Source organism: Phytohabitans sp. LZ39, from assembly GCF_059359075.1.
The window spans coordinates 81,682-103,223 of the sequence record NZ_JCADBM010000015.1 but is presented as its reverse complement, the minus strand read 5'-3'; the positions used below and the strand labels follow the sequence as shown (position 1 = coordinate 103,223).

Here is a 21,542-nt window from a genome sequence, read left to right as displayed (position 1 = left end):
AAGGGAAGCCACGTGCAGAGCGTCCTGGGTGACAAGAAGGCGATCCTGATCCTTCTCGGTCCCGCGCTGCTCGTCTACACGCTCGTCAAGCTGGTGCCGGTGTTCTGGTCGCTGGGCCTGACCTTCTACACCGGCAACCCGCTGAGCGGATTCGACTTCATCGGGCTCGACAACTTCAGCCGCTTCGCCGAGGATCCGCAGGCCCGCTCGGCGCTGTGGTTCACCCTGAAGTACGCGTTCGTACTCTCGGCCGGCCAGATCGTGCTGGGGTACGCGCTCGCGCTGCTGTACGTGTTCGTGCTCCGGCGGGCGTCCACGTTCGTCCGCACGGTGGTGTTCTTCCCGACGGTGCTGCCCACGGTCGCGGTCGCGCTGCTGTTCAACAGCCTGTTCGCGACCGGGCAGCAGCAGGGTCCGGTCAACGCCGGGCTGGAGGCGGTCGGCGGGTCACCCGTCGACTGGTTCTCCACCGGCACCGGCACGTTCGTCGTGGCCATCGTCATGGAGCTGTGGCGCTCCATGGGCTTCTACGCCGTGCTGCTCTACGCCGGCCTCGTCGACATCCCGGAGGAGACGCTGGAGTCGGCGAGGCTGGAAGGGGCGACGGGATGGCGGCTGGTGCGACACGTCGTGCTGCCGCTGTCCCTGCCCGTCCTGCTCTCCTCGGTCATCTTCAGCATCAACAACACCCTGAAGGTCTTCGACACCCTGCTCGCGCTCAACAACGGCGGGCCGGGCGGCGAGACCACACCCCTGACGCTGTACATGTACCGCACCGTCTTCAACTACGCCGACTACGGCTACGGCAGCACGATCGCGTTCGTCCTCACGGTCATGTGCCTGCTGGTGACGCTCGTGGTGTTCCGGTCGGCCCGACGCGACATCACGAGGGCCTGATGACGACGCTCACCGAGGCGCCGGCGCGAGCGGCGCACGCCCGTACACCGGCACCCCGCCGCCGGGCCGGCCGCACGCTGCGGCGGCTGCCGGTCCGGATCCTCATCGGACTGTTGGTGGTCGTCGAGCTGTACCCGTTGGTGTGGCTCGTGCTCGGCTCGTTCAAGACGCAGGACGAGTTCTTCAGCAAGCCGACCTGGGCGCTGCCGGAGGGCTTCAACCTCGACAACTACACCGAGGCCTGGTCCGGCGGCGGCCTGGGCCGCAACGTGCTCAACAGCGTGCTGGTCACCGTGCCGTCGCTGGCCTTCATGATCCTGCTCGGCGTCGCCGCGGCGTACGCGCTGGAGGTGATGGTGTGGAAGGGCCGCGGCACGGTGCTGCTCGCGTTCGTCGCCGGCATCATGATCCCCGGGCAGATGATCCTGGTGCCGCTCTTCACCGTCTACTTCCAGGCCGGGCTCACCAACACGTTGTGGCCGCTCATCATCACGTACACGGTGATGGGCCTGCCGCTGACGGTCTTCCTGATGGCGGCGTACCTGCGCGCCATCCCGCGGGAGATCTTCGAGTCGGCGGCAGTCGACGGCGCCGGCATGCTGCGCAGCTTCTTCCGCATCGCGGTGCCGATGATGCGCAACGCGATCGTCACCATCGCGCTCGTGGAGTTCTTCAGCGTGTGGAACGACCTGCTGATCGCGCTCACCTTCACCACCCGCGACGAGCTGGCCACCGTCCAGGTCGGACTGTTGCAGTTCAGTGACGAGTACGGCTCGACGCAGTACGGCCCGCTGTTCGCCGCGATCAGCATCAACGTGCTCGGCATCCTCGTGCTGTACCTCTTCCTCAACCGCCAGATCATGGCGGGCTTGGCGGCGGGGTCGGTGAAGGGATGAGGCCGGTGACGATCGGCGCCGGTCGGGTGTCCAACGTCGACCTCGCGCTGGCGGTGCTCCGTTCGCCGTTCGGACAGGTCGACACGTCCAACGCCTACGGCGAGGGGCGCAGCGAGACGGTCCTGGGTGAGGCGATGCGCCTGGCCGGGCCCGCGGTGGTCTTCTCCAAGGCCGACGCCGACCCGGTGACCGGGGTCTTCGACGGCGACCGGGTCAAGCGGTCGTTCGAGGAGTCCGTCACCCGGCTCGGCGTCGACCGGCTGCCGATCTACCACCTGCACGACCCGTTCACCATCACGTTCGCCGAGGCGGCCGCGCCGGGCGGGGCGATCGAGGCGCTCGTCGGGCTGCGCGAGCAGGGCCTCGTCGGCGCGATCGGCATCGCCGCCGGCCCGCTCGACCTCGTCGAGGAGTACGTGCGCACCGGCGCGTTCGACGCGGTGCTCACCCACAACCACTACACGCTCGTCGACCGGAGCGGCGCCGAGCTGATCGCCTCGGCGAAGGCGCGCGGCATGGTGGTCTTCAACGCGGCGCCCTTCGGCGGCGGGCTGCTCGCCGGCTCGACGCGCGCCGGGGGAAAGTACGCGTACCGCTCCGCCGCACCCGAGGTGCTGGCCCGCGTCGACCGGCTCACCGCGCTCTGTCGCGAGTGGAGCGTCCCGCTGCCGGCGGCGGCGCTGCACTTCTCGCTCGCCAATCCGGACATCGACTCGACGGTGGTCGGCGTCTCCCGCGCGGCGCAGCTGGCCGAGCTGGAGGCGATGGCGGCGCACCCGATCCCGGACGGGTTCTTCGCCGCGCTGTGACGTCCTACGTGGAGTCGTTTTCGCCGGGGGAGGGGCGGCGCCGGCCGCGGGCTGACTTTCACTCCGACGCGCCCCGCCTCTCGCTGAACGGCGACTGGGCATTCCGCCTGGCGCCGACCGCGTCCGGTCCTTCGTTCTGGGCACCGGAGTTCGACGACAGCGGCTGGGACCGGCTGCGCGTGCCCTCGCACTGGGTGCTCGAAGGCCACGATCGCCCGCTCTACACCAACACCGCCTACCCGTTTCCCATCGACCCGCCCCACGTGCCGGTGGAGAACCCGACCGGCGACTACCGCCGCCACTTCGACTGGCCGTACAGCGGCCGGGCGGTCCTTCGCTTCCAGGGCGTCGACTCGTGCGCGAAGGTCTGGCTCAACGGCACCGAGCTCGGCCACTCGAAGGGGAGCCGGTTGCCGTTCGAGTTCGACGTGACCGGATTGGTGCGGCCGGCCGGCAACGTCCTCGCCGTGCGCGTGCACCGCTGGTCCTCCGGCAGCTACCTCGAAGACCAGGACATGTGGTGGCTGCCCGGCATCTTCCGCGACGTCGAGCTGCTGGGCGGCACCGTCGACGACTTGTTCGTCCACGCCTCCTATGTGGACGGCCTCGGCACGCTGCGCGTGGACGCCGACCCGCCGGGCATCGTGGAGCTGCCGGAGCTGGGTGTCCGGGTGCCGACCGGCGAGACCGTGACCGTGCCGGTCGAGCCGTGGAGCGCCGAGCGCCCACGCCTCTACAAAGGCGTGTTGACGGCCGCCGGCGAGCGGATCGACCTCGCCGTCGGCTTCCGGACAGTGTCCATCGTGGACGGCCGGCTGCTCGTCAACGGCGCGCCCGTGCTCTTCCGCGGCGTCAACCGCCACGAGCACGACCCGGACCGCGGCCGCGCGCTCGACCCGTCTACCAGCCACTACCCGCCGCATCCGGAGTTCCTGCGGCTCTGCGACGAGTACGGGCTGTGGGTCGTCGACGAGTGCGACATCGAGACGCACGGCTTCGTCTACGCCGGCTGGGAGGGCAACCCGCCGGACGAGCCGGCCTGGCGGGACGCGCTCGTCGACCGGATCGAGCGGATGGTCGAGCGGGACAAGAACCATCCCAGCGTCGTCGTGTGGTCGCTGGGCAACGAGAGCGGGCACGGCGCGGCCTTCGGCGAGATCGAGTCGTGGATCAGGGAGCGCGACCCGAGCCGCCCCGTCCACTACGAGCGCGACCGCTCCTACCGGCACTCCGACTTCGCCAGCGTGATGTACCCGTCGCTGGAGGAGCTGGAGGCGATCGGACGGCGCCGGGAGCCGACCCCGGAGGGCGTCGAGCCGGACTCGCCCGACGACGTACGCCGGCGCGGGCTGCCGTTCCTGCTCTGCGAGTACGCGCACGCGATGGGCAACGGTCCCGGCTCGCTCGTGGACTACCAGCGGATCCTGGAGGCGCACGAACGGTTCTGCGGCGCGTTCGTGTGGGAGTGGATCGACCACGGCCTGCACGCGCCGGACGGCGGCCTGTTACACGGCGGCGACGTCGACCACCTGCCCAACGGCGGCCGCTACTGCCTCGACGGCCTGCTCTTCGCCGACCGCACCCCCTCGCCCGGCCTGCTGGAATACGCGAAGGCTATCGAACCGGTCGAGATCACGATCGCGGACGGCCGGGTCTGGTTGCGCAACCGGTACGACTTCGCCGACCTTTCCCACCTGCGTCTGGAGTGGACGGCCGGCGACGAGGCCGGCGAGCTGCCCACGCCCTACGTGCCCGCGCGCCACGCGGCGTCGGTGCCGGCGCCGAGGGGCGACCTGCTCACGGTCCGCGCGGTGCTGGCCGCCGGGACCGCCTGGGCGCCGGCCGGGCACGTGGTCGCGTGGGGCCAGGCCCCGGTCGTCCCACCGGCACGGGCTTTCCGGCCGGCGGGTGCTTTCCGGGGCGTCCGGTTCGACGACGGCCAGCTCGTGCGCCTCGGCGACCTCGACCTCAGCGGCCCGGTGCTCGACGTCTGGCGCGCACCCATCGAAAACGACCGCGGCCAGGGCTTCCGCAACGACGTCACGCGCGCCTGGCGGGCCGTCGGGCTGGACCGGATGCTGCACCGCGTGGAGGAAATCCGGACGGAGGACGGCCGGGTTGTCGTGCGCGGCCGCAGCGGGCCGGCCGGCCAGGCCATCGGCCTGCGCACCGAGATGTGCTGGGAGCCGGCCGGCGACGCGGGCGTCGCGCTGACCCTGCGGGTCACGCCCGAGGGCGTCTGGACGGACACCCCGATCGGCGGCCACGCCGTCACCCTGCCGCGGCTCGGCCTGCGGATGGGGCTGCCGGCCGGGCTCACCCGCGCCAGGTGGTTCGGCCGCGGGCCGGGGGAGTCCTACGTGGACAGCCAGGCGGCCGCCCGGGTGGGGCTGTTCGCGGCGGACATCGACGCGATGCAGAGCCACTATCCGTGGCCGCAGGAGAACGGCAACCACATCGAGACCCGGTGGCTGGAGCTGACCGGCGACGGTGTGCCGAGGCTGCGGGTCGAGGGTGACCCGTGGTTCGACTTCACCGCGCGCCGCTGGACGAGCGAAGACCTCGACCGCGCCACGAAGCCCGCGCAGCTGGTCCCGTCCGACCGGGTGTGGCTCAACGTCGACTACGGCCAGCAGGGCCTGGGCAGCGCGTCCTGCGGGCCGCCGCTGCCGGAGCGGTACCGGCTGCCGATCCGCCCCTACACGTTCCGCGTCCGCCTGTACGCCTAGCCGTCGCGGCGCTATGGTGCGAGGCGAACAGATAGGGGGACGTGGATGCATCTCGTGGCCGCCGTCGCCATCGCCATCGCTTCCGCGGTCGTGCCGCCAGCCGAGCCGGCGCTCACCTGGCGGGCCTGCCCGGGCGTCGCGGACGCGCGCCTGACGTGCGCCACCGTCAGGGTGCCGCTCGACCACGCGCGCCCCGGTGGCCGCACGATCGACATCATGATCTCCCGGCTTCCCGCCACCGACCCGGCGCTCCGCCGCGGCGTGCTGGTCACCACCGGCGGCGGGCCGGGCGGCGCCGGGGTCCCCGAGCCGCTGGCCCTCGCCGGCGTCCTCGACCCCGCGGTGCTCGCCCGGTACGACATCGTCGGGTTCGACACGCGCTTCGTCGAGCGCAGCACCCCGATCAGCTGCGGCCAGCCGGAGGAGGAGCCGGGCGGCTTCTGGGTACGCTCCGCGACATACCAGTCCATGGAGGACACCGCGGCGCAGGCGCGCGCGTACGCCCGCGCCTGCGCCCGTCACGCCGGCTGGGCGCTGCCGTACGCCACGACCGCGCAGGCCGCCCGCGACATCGACGCCATCCGCGCGGCCCTCGGCGAGCGGCGCGTGTCCTTCCTCGGCGGCTCGTACGCCGCGATGCTCGGCGCCGCCTACAGCACGCTCTTCCCGGGGCGGGTGGACAGGTTCGTGCTGGACAGCCCGGCCGACTACGACCTCGTCTGGCGCCGGTACGAGCTGAGCCGCATCCCCGCCTTCGAGGAGAACTTCGCCGCCTTCACCGGGTACGTCGCCGCGAACAGCGCGACCTTCGGGCTCGGCGCCACGCCGGCCGAGGTGGCCGAGACGTTCCGCCGGGCGTTCGCCGAGGCGCCCCTGCCCGCCGGCGGGCACGCCTGGACGGTCGGCGAGCTCGGCTCCCTCGCCGTCATCGCGACGTTCTTCGCGCACCTCTGGCCGGTCGTCGCGACAAACCTCGCCGCCATCATCGCGGGCAACCCGCCGCCGATCCCGATCGACCCGCGGCCCGCCGCGCTGCCCGGCACCCCCGGCGTACCGGCCGACAACCACACCGCGGTCAACACCGCCTTCCGCTGTGGCGACAACGCGTGGCCGCGCGACCTGGCGACCTACCGCCGCGACCTGGCCGGCCTCGGCGCCCGCTATCCGGTGTACGGCCCTGCCAGCGCCAACGTCGGTCCGTGCGCCTTCTGGCCGTTCAGCCGCGACAACACCGTGCCGCTGGCCACCAACCGGGCGCCGGCCGCGCTCGTCCTCGCCGCCCTGCACGACGCGTCGGTGCCGCTGGCCAACTCGGTCGCGACCGCCCGCGCCATCGCCGGCTCGCGACTCGTCACCGTGGACCGGCGGACGCACGTGCCGCTGCTCAGCGGGCAGGGCAACGCCTGCCTGGCCGGCGCGGTGACCGCGTACCTGGTGGACGGCCGGCTCCCGGTGCGCGACACGGCCTGCTAGTAGGGCTAGCCCTACGCGGAGAGGGTGGCTAGCCGCAATGCGATCACACGGCGGGACGCGGGACCCTTCATAGCATGTCGAGCCCTCTCAGCCGCCGCACCGTACTGGGAGCCGCCGCCGGCCTCGCCGGCGCCGGACTCATCCCCGGACGGGCCGCGCACGCCAGCCCGCCGCCGGACCGCGACTCGGTGGACGCCGTGGCGTCCACATTGGACGCCGATTGGATCGCGCTGCGCCGCGACATCCACCGCCATCCCGAACCGGCCGGCCAGGAGGAGCGCACCGCCGGGGTTGTCGCGCGGCGGCTGCGCGCCGCCGGCCTCGCCGTCACCACGGGGGTGGGCGGGCACGGCGTCGTGGGCGTCCTCGAAGGCGACCGCCCGGGCCGGATGGTCGCCTACCGGGCCGACATGGACGCGGTGCCGCCCGACGGGCAGATCGGTGGCGCCGCCGGCCCAGCCGCCCACCTGTGCGGGCACGACATCCACACCACCGTCGGTGTGGGCGTCGCCGAGGTGCTGGCCCGCCTGCGCCGCCGGCTCAGCGGCACCGTCGTGTTCGTGTTCCAGCCGGCCGAGGAGGCACTCACCGGCGCCGCCGCGATGCTCGACGACGGCCTGTTCGCCCGCACCCGCCCGGCGGAGATACACGCCCTGCACTGCGGTCCGTGGCCGGTCGGGCAGTTCATGGTCATGCCCGGGTTCGGACTACCCGGCCTCGACCGCGGCACCGTCACGCTCACCGGCCCCGACGCGGCGACCCGCGCGCAGCGGCTCGCCGCCGACATCGGCGCGCTGGGCACCGTCATGCCGCCCACCACACCCGCCGACCTCGAACGGATCGTGTCCGACGTCCAGGTGCCGGACGGCCCGCTGGCCAGGTTCGTCTTCATGCGGCCCCGGGCCTCCGGCGCCGAGGTGCAGATCTCCTTCCGCTGCTGGCCGGAGAAGAGGTACGTCGAGATCCGCGAGGAAATCCGCCGCCTCGCCCGGTCGTCCGGCGAGGCCACTGTGGACTTCCCGGACGACCCGTTTCCCGCCATGGTCTGCTCCGAGCGGGAGGGTCACGCGCTCAGGCGGCACCTGCGCCGGACGCTCGGCCACGACCGGGTGGGCACGCTGCACGCCTCGATCCCGTTCAACGGCGAGGACTTCGCGCTCTTCCTAGACCGGATGCCCGGCACGTTCACGTTTCTCGGTGTCCGGCCGCCCGGCGCGCCCATCGAGTCGGCCTATCCGCACTTCGTCGGCTTCACCCCGGACGAGCGGGCGATCGGCCACGGCGTCCGCGCCATGTCCGGCTGGCTGGCCAGCCGGACCCATGCCTAGAGAGCAGATATCCCCGGTCCGCGTCACCTGCGGACCGTACGCTCCCGCGGGCACCGCTCCCGGCCGGCGGCTCGCGGGGCGAGCCGAGATCCCCGGCCGTCCACTGCCAGGTCCGCGGGACAAGCCCTCAAGGATCTTCGCGGGCAGTCGCAGACCCCTACTTTCCTCCACCCTGACGCAGCGTGACCAGCCCGGGGCCGGGACTTCGAGATCTAGGAGACTTAGGGTTGATATAGCGCCCGAACTCTCCTAGATCTCGACCGCGCGCTGCTCGCATCCCTCGCGGCCGTCACTCCTGGCACCGACGCCCGCGCCACAGGTGGACCGGTTCGTAGCCGAGCTCGGCGCGGGCCTTGTCGATGGACATCAGGGTCTCGTGCTCGCCCAGGTCCTTGCGCAGTGGCACGCCGGGGAAGGCGCCGGCGACGAGGTCGGGGGTGGGCACGGTGAGGCCGGTGTCGGAGGCGGCGACGTTGTACGCGCGGAAGCCCGGCCGCGCGGCGTCCAGCGCGAGTGACACGGCCGCCGCCGCGTCCCGGGCGTCCACATAGGTCCACAGCAAGACGCGGCGGTAGGCCGGGTCGTGGGCGCGCTCGGCGAACGTGCCGTACTCGCCGGGGCCGGTCACGTTGGTGAAGCGCAGCGCCGTGACGGACAGGTCGGGCCGCCACCGCACCAGCTGCGCGGCCATCGCCTCTTCGAGGACCTTGACGAGTCCGTACGTGTTGTTGGCGCGCGGTTCGCTCTCCTCGTCGAGCGGCAGGTAGGCCGGCGGCTCGTCGAACGGGAAGCCGAGCGCGGTGATGCTCGACGCGTACACGATGGACCTGATCCCCGCCCGCAGAGCCGCGTGGAATGCGTTGAACGAGATGGTCATGTTGGTGTGGAACGTGGTGGCGTCGGGCACCAGGCCGTTGACCGGGACGGCCGCGAGGTGCACGAGCGCGTCCAGCCCGGTGTGCCGCGCGGTGACGCCGAGCAGAGCGTCGAGCGCCTGGCCGTAGTCGGCCAGGTCGACGCGGGTGAAGCCGGCGCCCGGCGGGCCGGTCAGGTCGAGGCCGAGCACCTCGTGACCGTCCGCGCGGAGACGGTCCACAGTGGCCGTGCCGAGCGTGCCGGAGCTTCCGGTGACCGCGAGCCGCACGTGTCAGCGCCCGGGGAAGTCGGCCGGCAGTGGGCGGGCCGGCACCTCGTGGCCGGCGGCGTCCGACGGGTCGCGGTGCAGGTGGCCGACCCGGCCGCCGGACGGGTGACCGGTCTCCACGAAGAAGCCGCGCAGCGTCTCGTACACCTCGACCACGTCGTGGAGGTCGCCGGCCCGGATCAGCACGACGTCGCCGGCCTGGGTGTACCGCTCGGCGCCGTCGACGAGGATGCGGCCCTTGCCCTCGGCGACGAACCAGATCTCGTGGTCGTCGTGGTAGTGGCGGTCGAAGCGGCCGCCGTCGACCGGCACCGTGAACCGGCCGGCGGTGGCCACCTCGCACCACTCAGGACGGTCGCCGGGGTTGAGCCAGCGACCCGGCCCGTAAACCGGCATCAGGCCTGCCGCCACGCGGGTTGAACGCCCGGGTCGAGGATGCGCGCGTCCGGGAGGGCGTCCAGCCCGGTCTCCGCTCCGCCGGGCGTGTACACCACGACGAGGCGCAGCGGCCGCCAGGTGGTGTTGTACGTGGAGTGCAACGTGTTGGCCGGGATGTAGACCGCGTCGCCCTCGCGGATGGGGAAGGCCGGCCCGTCGCCGACCGTCTGCTCGCCCTCGCCGGAGATCACGTAGATGACCTCCTCCTCGTTCGGGTGCAGGTGCGGCGCGTGGCCCTGTGACGGGTAGATGATCACCTCACCGGTGGTGAGGCCGGCGCCTTCGTCGAGGTGTGGTGTGACGAGCCACTTGATGGTGCCCCAGTCGAACGTGCGGGTGGGCACCTCGTCCGGGCGGCGCTGGGTGATGGCGGACGTCATCGTGGGTTACTCCTCAATGGAAATGGACTTGAAGTCGGCGACCTGCTGCTTGATGGCGCGCTCGGTGGGCAGGCGCTCCACGGAGGACGCGCCGAAGAAGCCGACCACGCCGGTGGTGTTGGCGAGGATGTAGGCGGCGTCGTCCGGCTCGGCGATGGGGCCGCCGTGGCAGAGCACGATGACGTCCGGGTTGACCGCCACGGCCGCGTCGCGCATCTCCTGCACCCGGGCCGCCGACTCCGCCAGCGACAGCGCCGTCTTGGCGCCGATCGTGCCGCTGGTCGTGAGGCCCATGTGTGGCACGAGGATGTCCGCACCGGCCTCGGTCATGGCCACTGTGGACTCGACGTCGAAGACGTACGGCGCGGTGAGCAGCTCCCGCTCGCGGGCCAGGCGGATCATCTCCACCTCGAGGTCGTAGCCCATGCCGGTCTCTTCGAGGTTTTCCCGGAAGACGCCGTCGATGAGGCCGACGGTGGGGAAGTTCTGCACGCCGGCGAAGCCGAGCGCGGCGAGCTCGTCGAGGAAGCGGCCCATCACCCGGAAGGGGTCGGTGCCGTTGACGCCGGCCAGCACCGGGGTGTACCGCACGATCGGCAGCACCTCGCGGCTCATGTCGACGACGATCTGGTTGGCGTCGCCGTACGCCAGCAGGCCGCTGAGCGAGCCGCGGCCGGCCATCCGGTAGCGGCCGGAGTTGTAGATGATGATCAGGTCGACGCCGCCGGCCTCGGCGGCCTTGGCCGAGATGCCCGTGCCGGCGCCGGCCCCGATCACCGGGCGCCCGGCGTCGATGGTGGCCCGCAGCCGGGCGAGCGCGGTCGCGCGATCCATGCCTCAGCCCTCCTTCCCGGTGATCAACGCGTGCAGCCGGTCGGCGGTGTCGGTCGCGAGTGCGCTGTCGTTGATGTGCCGCGGCGAGTCGAGCACCGTCACGTCGCTGCCGGCCACCGCGTCCAGCGCGGCGGCGAAGAGCGCGGCGTCCGCACCCGGGTCGTGGAAGGCGCCACCGTCGGCGTCCAACGCCGACACTCCGCCGCGCGGCACCACCAGCACGGTCGGCCCGGTCGCGCCGGCCAGCTTGGTGCCCAGGCGCCGGCCCAGCTCCGCGTTTTCCGCCTCGGTGGTGCGCATGAGCGTGACGGTGGGGTTGTGCACGAAGAACGTCCGGCCGGTGAACTGGGTGGGCACGGTCTCCCGCGGTCCGAAGTTGACCATGTCGAGCGCACCGAGGCTGACCACCTGCGGCACCCCGGCGGCACCGGCCGCGGTGAGCCGGGTCGGTCCCGCGCTGAGCACCCCGCCCACGAGGTCGTCGGCGAGCTCGGTGGTGGTCAGGTCGAGCACGCCGGCGAGCATGCCCGAGCGGGCCAGCGCCTCCAGGGCCCGGCCGCCCGAGCCGGTGGCGTGGAAGACCAGCACCTCGTAGCCGAGCTCTTCCAGGCGGGCGCGGGCGGCGTCGACCGCGGGCGTGGTGACGCCGAACATCGAGGCGGCGACGAGGGGCCGCTCGGCCGCACCGGCGCCGGCCGTGGAACGCGCCGTGGCCATCCCCGCGATCGCGGCGGCGGCGTTGCCCAGCACCGTGCGAGACACCCGGTTGATGCCGGAGATGTCGACGACGCTGTACATCATCGTGACGTCGGAGGCCCCGACGTAGGGTGCGACGTCGCCGGAGGCCATCGTCGAGACGATCAGCTTGGGCAGCCCGACGGGCAGGTCGCGGACCGCGCGCGCGGCGATCGACGAGCCGCCGCTGCCGCCGAGCGCGAGCACGCCGTCGAGGCGGCCCTCGGCGGCCAGCCCGGCGAGCACGGCAGCGGCGCCCTCGCCCATCGCGGCGACGGCCACGCCCCGGTCGCCGCCGTCGCGCAGGGCCTGGATGGTGGTGCCGGCGGCGCGGGCGACCGCGTCCTGACCGACGGAGACTGTGCCGGTGAAGCCGGCCGGCGGGTGGATCCCGGCGTCCACGACGACAGGCTCCACGCCCAGCTCGCGCAGCCTCGCGGCCACCCACTGGTACTCAGCGCCCTTGGTGTCGAGCGTGCCGACGAGCGCGACGGACGGTATGAGTAGGGTCACGGCTCCCATCCTGTAACCATCTCTGAAACGTGTCAACCAGTCGGCTAAAGTCAGTGCGCTATGGTTTTGAAACGTGTAAAGGACCGGCAGTGGGAGGACCAGGCGAGATGAGGGTTACCCCGCACGCGCCGACTGTCGAGCACCACCGCGCGGCGCTCGGGATCGGCGAGCGGCGGCCGCGGCTGTCCTGGCGCACCGACGCCCCGCCGGGGTGGCGCCAGGCCGGGTACGAGGTCGAGGTGGTCCGCGACGCCGGCACCACGCTCGCCGGCACCGCCTCGCCCGACCAGCTGCTCGTGCCGTGGCCCGGCGCGCCGCTGCGTTCGCGGGAGAGGGCCGCCGTGCGGGTCCGGGTGCGCGGCGAGGACGGCACGCTCTCCGGCTGGAGCCCGCCCACGGCGGTCGAGGCGGGGCTGCTGGAGCCCGGAGACTGGCGGGCCGTGCCGGTCGGTGCGGCCTGGCCCGAGGAGCCGGACTCCGACGACCGCCGCCCGGCGCTGGTCCGCCACACCTTCGACGTCGGCGGCGAGGTGGTCGCCGCTCGCCTCTACGCCACCGCGCACGGCCTCTACCAGGTGGAGATCAACGGCCGCCGGGTCGGCGACGACGCGATGTCGCCCGGCTGGACCGCGTACCGGCGGCGGCTGCGCTACTACACCTACGACGTCACCGACCACCTGCGCGCCGGCGGCAACGCGATCGGCGCGTGGCTCGGCGACGGCTGGTACCGCGGCCGGCTCGGCTGGCGCGGCGGCTTCCGCGACCTCTTCGGCACCGACCTCTCCCTGCTCGCCCAGCTCGAGATCGAGTACGCGGACGGGGGCCGCCAGGTCGTCGCCACCGGCCCCGACTGGCGCGCGGCGCCCGGCCCGATCGTGCGCACCGGCAACTACGACGGCGAGGTCTACGACGCGCGCATGGAACGGCCCGGCTGGTCCACTCCGGACTACGACAGCGCGGGCTGGAGCCCGGTGCGGGTGGGGGAGCGGGATCCGTCCACATTGGTCGCCCCGACGGGCCCGCCGGTGCGCGCGGTCGAGGAGGTGCGGCCGGTGGCGGTGCTCCACACGCCGTCCGGCCGGCCGGTGCTCGACTTCGGACAGAACCTCGTCGGCCGCCCGAGGATCCGCGTCCGCGGCCCGCGCGGCACCGTCGTCACGTTGCGCACCGCCGAGGTGACGCAGGACGGCGAGCTGTACCGGCGGCCGCTGCGCGACGCGAAGTCCACCGACGTGTACACATTGGCCGGTGGCGACGTCGAGGAGTGGGAACCGCGCTTCACGTTCCACGGGTTCCGTTATATGGACGTGGAAGGGTGGCCCGGCGACCTCGACGCGGCGGTGGCCGCCGGCGACGTGGTGGCCCTGGTGCTGCACACCGACATGGTGCGCACGGGGTGGTTCGAGTGCTCGGAGCCGCTGCTCAACCGCTTGCACGACAACGTGGTGTGGAGCATGCGCGGCAACTTCCTCGACGTGCCCACCGACTGCCCGCAGCGGGACGAGCGGGTCGGCTGGACCGGCGACATCCAGGTGTTCGGCCCGACGGCCGCCTACCTGTACGACTGCGCCGGCATGCTCGCCTCCTGGCTGGCCGACGTGGCCGCCGAGCAGCTGCCCGACGGCACCGTGCCGTGGTACGTCCCGGTCATCCCGGCCCACCACATGTGGACCCCGATCCGGCCCGGCGCCGGCTGGGGCGACGTGGCCGTGCTGCTGCCCTGGACGCTGTACGAGCGCTACGGCGACACCGGCCTGCTCGCCCGCCAGTACCCGAGCGCCAAGGCGTGGGTCGACCTGGTCGAGCGGCTCGCCGGCCCGGACCGGCTGTGGGACGAGGGTTTCCAGCTCGGCGACTGGCTCGACCCGAGCGCGCCGCCGGACGATCCGGCCGCCGCGGCCACCGACAAGCACCTGGTGGCCACCGCGTACTTCGCCTGGTCCGCCCGGCGGCTCGCGGACACCGCCGAGGTGCTCGGCGAGGCGGCCGACGCGGAGCGGTACGCCCGGCTGGCCGCCGAGGTGCGGCGCGCGTTCCAGCGGCGGTACGTGACCGGGCCGGGCCGGCTCACCAGCGACACCCAGGCCGCCTACGCGATGACGATCGTGTTCGGGCTGGTGCCCCTGGCCGACCGCGAGGCGTGCGGCGAGCGCCTGGCCGAGCTTGTCGCGGCCGGCGGCAACCGGATCGGCACCGGCTTTCTCGGCACCCCGCTCGTGGCCGACGCGCTCACCCTGTCCGGCCACCTGGAGCGGGCGTACGACCTGCTGCTCCAGCGGGAGTGCCCGTCGTGGCTCTACCCGGTGACGCGAGGCGCGACCACGATCTGGGAACGCTGGGACAGCCTGCTGCCCGACGGCCGGGTCAACCCGGGCCAGATGACGTCGTTCAACCACTATGCCTTCGGCGCGATCGCCGACTGGCTACATCGGACGGCCGCCGGCCTCGCGCCGGCCGCGCCCGGCTACCGCGAGATCCTCTTCCGCCCGCGGCCGGGCGGCGGGCTCACGCACGCCTCCGCGGCACACGACACGCCGTACGGCCGCGCCGCGATCGCCTGGACCCTGGACGGCGGCACGCTCCACGTGGAGGTGACGGTGCCGGTCGGGACGACCGCCCTTCTCGACGTGCCGGGGGAGGAGCCGCGCCCGCTCGGCCCGGGAATCCACAAGGCCACCGCGCCGCACGCACCGATCCCGGCCCGCATGCCCGCGTAGCGCGTCACCCGTACGCGGTGGGTCGCGCTCACCCGCTGCCCGGTTGTGCGTGCGGCCTTCCCCGGGCCGGCGGCCAGGCGTGGGTGAGGTGTCCGGGGACGCCTTTGCTCTGCTTCCCTATCGGGGGCGGCCGGCGGTTCAGTGGCCCCTGGGCGTGGGCGCCCACTATGGGGAAGCAGAGCAAAGGCATCCGCGCACACCCTGTCCAGCCAGGTCCGCTAGGCAGATTTGAGCTACCGCGATGTCCGTCGTGGTCCCGACCGCTGCTCCCGCGGCCTCACCCGCTCCGCGAGCCGCCGGCCGGGAGCGGGCCGCGGGCATCCGCCCGACAAAGCTCGACACCGTGGGCTTGCGGCGCGGACCTGGCAGCGTGGGTCGGGGATCTCGGCGAGCGCCAGCTCGCCGCCGACCCGCGCGGTCTCCGGCGGGAGCGGCGGTCCGCAGCTGACACGACCCGGGCAAACTCAAGCTCGAGGCACCACGACGGAGTCACCCTGACCCCGAAAGGTCTCTAGTCGTAGTAGCGGCGGACGCTCGAGCCGACGCGGGTCACGTCCGTGCCGTAGATGTGGATCGAGATCGCGGTGCCGCCGGTGGTGTTGTGGACGCGGTGGATGTCGCCGGGCGGGGCGAAGCCGCTGACCTCGCCGGTCTTGTTGTCGCTGCGGCCGATCAGATTGAGGTCGGCGTCGAAGAGCTCCTCCCGCTCCACGCCTTGGATCACGCCGAAGACGCACCAGGTCAGGTGGTCGTGGATGCGGGTGATCTGGCCCGGCCGCCACACGATCGCGAGGATCGAGAAGGAGCCGTCGGGCTCGACGTGCAGGGTGTGGCTGCCGTAGCCGTCGGCGGAGCCGAGGCGCTGTTCGGCGGTGAGCACGTCCGGGCTGGGTAGGTGGCGGCGCAGCTGCTCGGCGACGAGCCGCGCGGTGGCGGCCCAGTCGACGTGTGCGGCGATGGCGGTGCGGACGCCGTCGACGAGGCCGGCGAGCTCGGTGGTGGGGCGGATCTGTGTCGTCGTCATGTGAATCAGCGTGCGCGCGGCCGATCCATATGTCTAATGCCAGGTTTCGTGCTGAACCATAGATATGCTCGATGGATGCTGGACGTTTCCCGGTTGCGTGTCCTCGATGCCCTGGCCCGCCACGGTTCGGTCACCGCCGCGGCGAAGGAGCTGCACTACACGCAGCCGACCGTGAGCCACCACCTGGCCCGGCTGGAGGCGGAGACCGGCGCGCAGCTGTTCCAGCGGGTGGGGCGCGGCATCCGGCTCACCGAGGCCGGCAGGCTGCTCGCCGACCGGGCGGCCGAGATCATCGGGCGGATCGACGCGGCCGGTGCGGAGCTTGCCGCGCACGTGGGGTTGACCGCCGGGCGGGTGCGGCTGGCCGGCTTTTCGTCGGTGATCGGGTCGCTGGTGCCGGCGGCCCTGGCCGCGCTGGCCGGCCGCCACCCCAACCTCCAGGTCAGCCTCGTCGACACGCACCCGCCGGAGGCGTTGGAGCTGCTGCGCGCCGGCACGATCGACGTCGCGGTCATCTTCCGCTACGACGAGACCGAGCCCGAGCCGGACGGCGTCCGCCTGCACCACTTGCTCAACGACCCGCTGTTCCTGCTGTCGAGCCGCCGTGGGCAGCGGCTCGCCACCCTGCGCGACGCGACCTGGATCGCCGGCTGCGAACGGTGTCGCAGCCACCTCCTGTCCCTCTGCGCCGACGAGGGCTTCGAGCCGCGGATCGGCTACATCTCCGACGACATGGTGGTGATGCAGACGCTCGTCGCCGCCGGCCTCGGCGCGACCGTGATCCCCGGCCTGGCGCTGCGCACCCAGCGGGTCAAGGGCGTCGTCGCCACCGAGCTGCCGGGCTCGCGCCGCCACGTCTACGCCGCGACGTACGGCGAGCCGCCCGACCCACCGGCCACCGCCGCGCTGCTGGCCGCGCTCGCCGAGACCGCGCGCTCGGCCTAGGGCCACCGGGTGTGCGGTGGCGCTCACCGGGCCGGCGAAGCCGGCGGCCTTAGCGGCGGGCGGCCAGTGTGGCGGGGGCGGCCGTGACGAGCAGCGCCGGTATGGCCCACCGCCCTAGCGGCGGGCGTGGCGGGCGGCCACCGTGGCGAGGGCGGCCGTGACGAGCAGCGCCGCCGCGCCGGCGACGGCGACCGGTGGCGGGCCGCCGGGCAGGGCGCCCATGTAGTCGAGGCCGCGGACGTCGTTGAGCACCGCGTACCAGAGTGGCGGATAGACGGCCTGAAACAGCCGGTGGGTGCGGCTCACCACGCCCAGCGCCAGCGCGAGCGCCGGGATGAACGCCACGCCGGCCAGCCAGCCCGCCAGCTCGCCCGCCGTGGCCAGCCGCACGCCCGCGCCGGCGCCGACCAGCGCGGTGAGCGCCACGCCGGCCAGCCACTGCGCGAGCGCGCGGCGCACCGGCGACGGGTAGGCGCCGAGCAGCCCCTCGACGCCGGCCTCCGCGGCCTGCGTGCCCAGCCGCGACCAGACCAGCACCGGCCAGATCCAGGCCGCGATCAGCAGCGGCCCGGACGCCCGCGTCGGCGCCGCCGCGCCGGCCACCACCAGCGCCGCGACGCCCAGCCACCACCACCGCGAAATCCCACCGGCCAGGATCCGCGTCTCTCCGGTCAGCAAGCCGCGGCCTCGTCGCCGCTCGGCCTTCGACATCATCTGGTACGAAACGAGAGGTGCCGTGGCGGTAACCGTGGGCGCCACGGGGGCGGCCGGGGCGGCTGAGCGGGCCGGGTCGAAGCGGCCGAACCACAGGGCCGGCACCGCCGCCACCGCGACCGCCAGCAGCACCGCGACGAGCCGCTGGCCGGCGAAGGCGGCGGTGAAGTCGACGCTCGCGAACCCGACCGCGCGGGGCGGGTCGTCCGCGTACATCAGGCCGATCGCGACCTCGGTGACCCCGACGCCGTGCGCGGCGAACTCGTCGCGCAGCGACGCGGCGAACACGTGCACGCCCAGGCCGCCCAGCGGAGCACCGGCCGACTGCCCGGCGACCATGCCGGTGAGCGCCACGAAGAACCACACCACGTTGCCGAAGCCGGTGCGCAGCACGGGAATCGTCTCGACGAGCACCGCCGCGGTGGCGGTGAGCGCCAGCACCGGCAGCGTGAAGAGCAGGAACGGCAGCACGAGGTCGACCGGGTGGAGCGCCCGCGACTCGCCGCGCGCCAGCTGCATCACCAGCGCGGTGCCGGCCAGCGCCGCCGCCATCGAGCCGAGCACCAGCAGGTTGCTCAGGAACTTGCCGACGAGGTACGCCGGCGTGCGCAGCGGGGTCGCGGCGAGCAGCTGGCCGACGCCGGTCCGCTCGTCGCGGGCGATCGCCGTACGCACCACGTAGAAGCCGGCGGCCGAGAGCCACAGCGCACCGGCGAGGGCGGTGACCGCACCGACGTAGGCGCTGTTGTAGACGCCGCGGTGGTCGCCCGCGTTGACGATCGTCCAATGCGCACCGGCGGCGGGTGCGGCCAGGTAGCCGAGTCCTACGGCGGCGAGCAGCACCACCGCGTACGACGGGCGGCGCACCCGCTCGCGGAAGTCGGCCACCGCGAGCGCCGCCAGCACCCGCGGCGTCATGCCGCCACCACACCGAGGTAGGCGTCCTCCAGGTCGGGTGCGACAGGTGTGGCATCCGGGTCGGGCCGGGTGGTGGAGAGCAGCCGCAACCGCACACCGCCGTCGACGCGGACCATGCGGCTGACCGTGTGCCGGGCCTGCACCGCCGGGACCGTTTCCGGCGCCACCACGGTCTCCCACACGTGCCCCGCCACGGCCTGGAGCAGCTGCTCCGGTGTGCCCCGGCGGAGCAGCCGGCCCCGTGCCACGATCGCGATGTCGTCGGCCACCGACTCCACATCGGACACGATGTGCGTGGAGAGCAGCACCAGCCGGTCGGCGGCGAGCTCGCTGAGCAGGTTGCGAAAGCGGACCCGCTCCTGCGGGTCGAGGCCGGCGGTCGGCTCGTCGACGACCAGCACCCGGGGGTCGGCGAGCAGTGTCTGCGCGATGCCGACGCGGCGCAGCATGCCACCGGAGTACTTGCCCAGAGGACGCTTGGCCGCCTCGGTCAGGCCGACGAGGCGCAACAGCTCGTCGACCCGGACCCGGGCGGACCGGGCCGACAGCCCCTTGACCGCCGCGAGGTACCCCAGGAACTCGCGGGCCGTCAGGTTGGGGTACACGCCGAAGTCCTGCGGCAGGTAGCCGAGGTGGCGGCGCAGCACGTCCGGCCTGGCGACGACGTCGGTGCCCTCGAAGAGCACCCGCCCGCCGGTCGGCCGGGTGACCGTGGCGGCGATCCGCATCAGCGACGACTTGCCCGCGCCGTTGGGGCCGAGCAGGCCGACGACGCCGGTGCCGAACCGCATCGTCACGCCGTCGACCGCCCGCTTTTGTCCCTTGTAGACCTTGGTGACGTCGACCAGCTCGAACATCAGGCTCCCTTTCGCACGCGGGCGGCGTGTCCGTCGCCGGCGACCGCGGTGACGACCCGCCCGCTGGCCGGATCGCCGCGCATCGCGTCACCCTTCGGCGAGGCGCTGACCCGGTAGGTCTCCGGCCCGTCCGGCAGCGTGACCTCCACCGCGCCGGCACCCCGCGCGTCGACCCGGCTGGGCGGCCCGGCGAAGGCGAGGCTGACGTCGCGGTCGGTGGAGCGGGCGACGACCTCCGCCGAGCGGGCGCCGGTCACGTCGACGTCGAACGCGGCCTGTAGGCGGAGCGAGCCGGCCGGATCCTCGACCCGCAGCCAGGAGTCGCGGACGGTCGCGGTGAGGTCGCCGCCGAGCCCGACCGCCCGCACCGGCGCGTCGCTGCGCACCTCGACCGCGACGCCGCCGGGCACGTGCACGATGTGCCGGCCGCCGCAGTCGGGCACGAAGCCGCTGCACTCCACCCGCAGCCGCAGCGTGTCGCCGTCGAGCGCCCAGGACGCGTTGCCGTCCACTGTGGCCTTGCCGGTCAGCGAGCGCTCCACGTCGACCGCGCCGTCGTCGCCGGCCACCAGGCGCAGATCGGCCCCGCCGCTGTCGACGACGAGCCGCTCGCCGGTGAAGGGGAACTCGCGCCGGTCGTCGCGGGACTCGTTGACCGCGCGGACGTCGGAGCAGCCGGCCGCGGCCAGGACGGCGGCGAGGGTGAGCAATGGCAAAAAACGCATGGGGCGGAGCACATCACGCGGCGCCGGCCCAGAGCACTACTCCTAGATACCGAACCAAAGGTAATGCTAGGTATACCGCGGCCGGCCGGGTGCACCGGATAGCGTGGGCTGATGCCCGCACCGATGCCGCAGACCGCGATCGAGGCGGTCGCCCGGCGCCGGTTCCTCGCCTCCGGGTGGCCGTGGCGGTCGGTCGCCTACCTGTTGACCACCGCGCCGCTCATGGTCGCGGTCGGCGTGCCGCTGGCGCTGCTCGCCGCGCCCTGGGCGGCGCTGCTCCTGCGTCTCGCGGAGTGGGACGGGCCGTCACTCGCGGGGCTGGCGCTCCTGCTGGTCGCCGGCGCCCTGCTGGTGGGCGTGGTCGGGCCGGCGGTGGCGCTGCCGCTGGCCGCGGTGGAGCGCCGCCGGCTGCGCCTCGTCGACAGCCGGCCGGTCGGCTCGGGCCACCGGCGGCCGCCCGGGGTCGGGCCGGGCCCGTGGCTGCGCACGCGCTACACCGAGGCGGCCACCTGGCGCGAGCTGGGCTACGCGGTGCTGCTGTGCACGGTGATGCCGATGGCCTACCTGACCGCGCTGATGCTGGTGGTCCTGATCGTCGTGTGGGCGGCCAGCCCGCTGCTCGTCCCCGACAACGGCCCGGTCTCGCTCGGCGTGGGCGAGGTGAACACGGTCGGTGACACGGTGCCGTTCGCGGTGGCCGGCATCGCGCTGCTCCCCGCCGTGCCCTACCTGCTAGCGCTGCTCGCCGGCGCGCACGCCGCGGTGGCGCGGGCGCTGCTGTCGGCCGGCGCCGGCTCCCAGCTGCGCGCCGAGCTCGTCGAGGTGTCGCGGTCGCGGGCCCGGCTCGTCGACGCGTTCGAGGCCGAGCGCCGCCGGATCGAGCGCGACCTGCACGACGGCGCCCAGCAGCGGCTCGTCGGCCTCACCCTCCAGCTCGGCCTGGCCCGCCTCGACCTGCCCCCGGAGACGCCGGCCGGCCACGCGGTGGCCAGCGCGCACGAGCAGGCCAAGCAGCTGATGGCGGAGCTGCGCGAGCTGATCCACGGCATCCGCCCGCAGGTGCTGACCGACCTCGGGCTGCCGGCCGCGCTGCGCGAGCTGGCCGACCAGGCGCCGATCCCGGTGACCGTCCGCACCGACCTGCCCGCGCGGCCGCCGCCGCACGTGGAGACGGCCGCCTACTTCGTGGCCGCCGAGGCGCTGGCCAACATGGCCAAGCACAGCGGCGCCACCGCGGCCGCCATCACCGCCACCCGCGATGGCGACATCCTGGCGCTCGAGGTGCGCGACAACGGTCGGGGCGGCGCCGACCCGGCCCGCGGCAGCGGCCTGACCGGGCTCGCCGACCGGGTGTCGGTTGTCGATGGTCGCATGTTCGTGTCCAGTCCGGCCGGTGGGCCGACCCTCGTCCGCGTGGAGCTACCGTGCAGCAAAGCCGACCTTCCGTCCGCGTAGTCCTCGCCGAA

At 73.5% G+C, this 21,542-nt stretch carries 18 protein-coding genes; 9 read left to right on the top strand and 9 right to left on the bottom strand.

The annotated features are described in order from the left end of the window. Nucleotides 1-12: 12 nt before the first annotated feature. From AC5L36_RS26920 to AC5L36_RS26895, 6 genes are all read left to right on the top strand, one after another. Entirely contained in the window at nt 13-897 is an 885-nt protein-coding gene (locus AC5L36_RS26920) for a carbohydrate ABC transporter permease (protein WP_441223058.1), read from the top strand. Continuing rightward, nucleotides 897-1,793: a carbohydrate ABC transporter permease gene (locus AC5L36_RS26915; RefSeq protein WP_441223057.1), complete on the top strand. Its 897-nt coding sequence runs from the start codon at nt 897-899 to the stop codon at nt 1,791-1,793. The genes AC5L36_RS26920 and AC5L36_RS26915 overlap by 1 nt, the downstream gene beginning before the upstream one ends. Nucleotides 1,794-1,798: 5 nt before the next feature. After that, nucleotides 1,799-2,602, top strand: coding sequence for an aldo/keto reductase (locus tag AC5L36_RS26910; RefSeq protein WP_441223056.1), 804 nt, complete (start codon nt 1,799-1,801; stop codon nt 2,600-2,602). Further along, nucleotides 2,599-5,331, top strand: coding sequence for a glycoside hydrolase family 2 TIM barrel-domain containing protein (locus tag AC5L36_RS26905; protein ID WP_494909063.1), 2,733 nt, complete (start codon nt 2,599-2,601; stop codon nt 5,329-5,331). Before AC5L36_RS26910 ends, AC5L36_RS26905 begins: the two co-directional genes overlap by 4 nt. Nucleotides 5,332-5,376: 45 nt before the next feature. Continuing rightward, nucleotides 5,377-6,804 carry an alpha/beta fold hydrolase gene (locus AC5L36_RS26900; RefSeq protein ID WP_441223054.1) on the top strand — a complete coding sequence of 476 codons (1,428 nt, stop codon included), beginning with the start codon at nt 5,377-5,379 and terminating at the stop codon, nt 6,802-6,804. 74 nt (nt 6,805-6,878) lie between these two features. Continuing rightward, nucleotides 6,879-8,132, top strand: a complete 1,254-nt coding sequence (locus AC5L36_RS26895) for a M20 metallopeptidase family protein (RefSeq protein ID WP_441223053.1) — start codon at nt 6,879-6,881, stop codon at nt 8,130-8,132. Between the two features lie 289 nt (nt 8,133-8,421). Here AC5L36_RS26895 and AC5L36_RS26890 read toward each other — a convergent pair whose 3' ends face one another. From AC5L36_RS26890 to AC5L36_RS26870, 5 genes are read right to left on the bottom strand one after another with little or no spacing between them, the layout of a single operon-like run. After that, nucleotides 8,422-9,276, bottom strand: a complete 855-nt coding sequence (locus AC5L36_RS26890) for an NAD-dependent epimerase/dehydratase family protein (RefSeq protein ID WP_441223052.1) — start codon at nt 9,274-9,276, stop codon at nt 8,422-8,424. Between the two features lie 3 nt (nt 9,277-9,279). Then, nucleotides 9,280-9,672: an AraC family ligand binding domain-containing protein gene (locus AC5L36_RS26885; RefSeq protein WP_441223051.1), complete on the bottom strand. Its 393-nt coding sequence runs from the start codon at nt 9,670-9,672 to the stop codon at nt 9,280-9,282. Next, on the bottom strand, nt 9,672-10,094 hold the full coding sequence (locus AC5L36_RS26880) for a cupin domain-containing protein (protein ID WP_441223050.1): 423 nt from the start codon (nt 10,092-10,094) through the stop codon (nt 9,672-9,674). The genes AC5L36_RS26885 and AC5L36_RS26880 overlap by 1 nt, the downstream gene beginning before the upstream one ends. 6 nt (nt 10,095-10,100) lie before the next feature. Next, on the bottom strand, nt 10,101-10,928 hold the full coding sequence (locus tag AC5L36_RS26875) for a phosphoenolpyruvate hydrolase family protein (RefSeq protein WP_441223049.1): 828 nt from the start codon (nt 10,926-10,928) through the stop codon (nt 10,101-10,103). 3 nt (nt 10,929-10,931) lie between these two features. After that, a complete protein-coding gene (locus AC5L36_RS26870; protein ID WP_441223048.1) occupies nt 10,932-12,176 on the bottom strand; it encodes a Tm-1-like ATP-binding domain-containing protein in 1,245 nt (414 codons plus the stop codon). 107 nt (nt 12,177-12,283) lie between these two features. On the opposite strand from AC5L36_RS26870, the gene AC5L36_RS26865 reads away from it, so the two are divergent. Continuing rightward, nucleotides 12,284-14,893, top strand: coding sequence for a family 78 glycoside hydrolase catalytic domain (locus tag AC5L36_RS26865; protein WP_441223047.1), 2,610 nt, complete (start codon nt 12,284-12,286; stop codon nt 14,891-14,893). A 511-nt stretch (nt 14,894-15,404) separates the two neighbouring features. On the opposite strand, the gene AC5L36_RS26860 is transcribed toward AC5L36_RS26865, so the two are convergent. After that, a complete protein-coding gene (locus AC5L36_RS26860; protein WP_441223046.1) occupies nt 15,405-15,917 on the bottom strand; it encodes a cysteine dioxygenase family protein in 513 nt (170 codons plus the stop codon). Nucleotides 15,918-15,992: 75 nt separating this feature from the next. On the opposite strand from AC5L36_RS26860, the gene AC5L36_RS26855 reads away from it, so the two are divergent. Further along, nucleotides 15,993-16,862, top strand: coding sequence for a LysR family transcriptional regulator (locus AC5L36_RS26855; RefSeq protein ID WP_441223045.1), 870 nt, complete (start codon nt 15,993-15,995; stop codon nt 16,860-16,862). Nucleotides 16,863-16,976: 114 nt separating this feature from the next. On the opposite strand, the gene AC5L36_RS26850 is transcribed toward AC5L36_RS26855, so the two are convergent. From AC5L36_RS26850 to AC5L36_RS26840, 3 genes are read right to left on the bottom strand one after another with little or no spacing between them, the layout of a single operon-like run. Beyond that, nucleotides 16,977-18,494 (bottom strand): ABC transporter permease, encoded by a 1,518-nt coding sequence (locus tag AC5L36_RS26850; RefSeq protein ID WP_441223044.1) that lies wholly within the window; start codon nt 18,492-18,494, stop codon nt 16,977-16,979. Then, nucleotides 18,491-19,351 (bottom strand): ABC transporter ATP-binding protein, encoded by an 861-nt coding sequence (locus AC5L36_RS26845; RefSeq protein ID WP_441223043.1) that lies wholly within the window; start codon nt 19,349-19,351, stop codon nt 18,491-18,493. The genes AC5L36_RS26850 and AC5L36_RS26845 overlap by 4 nt, the downstream gene beginning before the upstream one ends. Continuing rightward, nucleotides 19,351-20,076 (bottom strand): hypothetical protein, encoded by a 726-nt coding sequence (locus AC5L36_RS26840; RefSeq protein ID WP_441223042.1) that lies wholly within the window; start codon nt 20,074-20,076, stop codon nt 19,351-19,353. The genes AC5L36_RS26845 and AC5L36_RS26840 overlap by 1 nt, the downstream gene beginning before the upstream one ends. 111 nt (nt 20,077-20,187) lie before the next feature. Between AC5L36_RS26840 and AC5L36_RS26835 the strand changes: the two genes are divergently transcribed. Next, the gene (locus AC5L36_RS26835) at nt 20,188-21,531 is read left to right on the top strand and encodes a sensor histidine kinase (protein ID WP_441223041.1); all 1,344 of its coding nucleotides are present in this window, start codon (nt 20,188-20,190) and stop codon (nt 21,529-21,531) included. The last annotated feature ends 11 nt before the right edge of the window (nt 21,532-21,542 follow it).